The following is a 1332-nucleotide window of genomic DNA, read 5'->3' as shown; positions in this document are numbered from 1 at the left end:
CCGACTTATATGTCTGCCAGCGGTTCGTCGTCGGGGTAGCTGCCCGTAGCGTGCCGTAGCGGACCGGGTGGCTTGACTCCTGAGGTTGCTGTCGCCAAGGGATTCGGTTGACTCGAGCGGGGTATGTCGCGCCATCCGGTCCGCGTTCGCGGCGTGACCGAAGAGATGCATGACCACAAGGACGGGCAAGGTACTTGAAGTCGGATTGTCCGCCGCGGATCCCACCCCAGAGATAGAAGGGACCCGTGCTCCATGATCGTCATCGGTATCGACCCGCACAAGGGCAGCCACACCGCCACTGCGGTCGACCCGGCCGGGAACACCGATCTCGGCTCGATCCGGATCGAAGCCACCTTGGCCGAGTACAAGCGATTGATCGCATGGGCGAAGCCGTGGCCGCAGCGTCGGTGGGCGGTAGAGAACGCCGATGGGTTGGGCCGTCACTTATCGCGATGGCTGATCGCTCGAGGTGAGGTGGTGGTGGATGTGCCGACCACCGCGACCGCGCGGGTGCGGGAACTGTCCCGCGGCGGTCGACGCAAGAACGACCGGATCGACGCGGCGGCAGCCGCGTGCGTGGCTGCCTTGCAGGGTGATTGTCGGCCGGTCGTCGCCGACGAGCATGCTGACGCACTCAGGATGCTGGATGAACGCCGAAACAATCTGTCCGGCAGCCGGACTCGCACGGTCAATCAGCTTCATGCGGTGCTGCGCGAACTGCTCGCCGGTGGCGCGCCCACCAGCCTGACTGCCAACGTGGCCGCTGCGACGCTGCGCGGGTTCCGCCCGCGCACGATCTCCGATCGGGTCCGCGTCGATCTGTGCAAGGAGTTGATCACCGACATCCGCCGGCTCGATCAGCAACTGAGCGCCAACCAGCGCGAGCTCGACCGATTGCTCGACGAGCACGGCACCCGGCTGCGCGAGATCGAGGGGATCGGGCCGGTTCTGGCTGCTCGCCTGATCGGCCGCACCGGGCCCGCCACACGATTTCCGACCGCTGCCGCCTACGCCAACTACAACGGCACCGCGCCGATCGAGATCGCCAGCGCCGACCATCGGCGCCACCGGCTCAGCCGCTACGGCGACCGGCAGCTCAACTCGGCGATACACACCATCGCCATGGTCCAGGTCCGCATGCCCGGCAGCGCTGGACGCGTCTACTACGACCGCAAGATCGTCACCGGAGCGACACCACGCGCAGCCATGCGTTGCCTGAAACGGCACCTGTCCAACCGAATCTGGCGAACCATGATCGCCGACGAGAAACAGCGACACACAGGCAGCTCCGGCGAGATCCTCACGGCGGCTTGACAAATAGAGAGGCACCCC

At 66.2% G+C, this 1332-nt stretch carries 1 protein-coding gene; it reads left to right on the top strand.

Going from position 1 to position 1332, the window contains the following annotated elements:
- Positions 1–252: 252 nt before the first annotated feature.
- Positions 253–1314: an IS110 family RNA-guided transposase gene (locus ACZ6DL_RS38105; RefSeq protein ID WP_466058604.1), complete on the top strand. Its 1062-nt coding sequence runs from the start codon at positions 253–255 to the stop codon at positions 1312–1314.
- Positions 1315–1332 lie beyond the last annotated feature (18 nt).

Source organism: Nocardia sp. NPDC041819 (genome assembly GCF_055590505.1).
The sequence above is the reverse complement of the archived record's forward strand: the minus strand, read 5'-3'. Positions and strand labels throughout refer to the sequence as shown.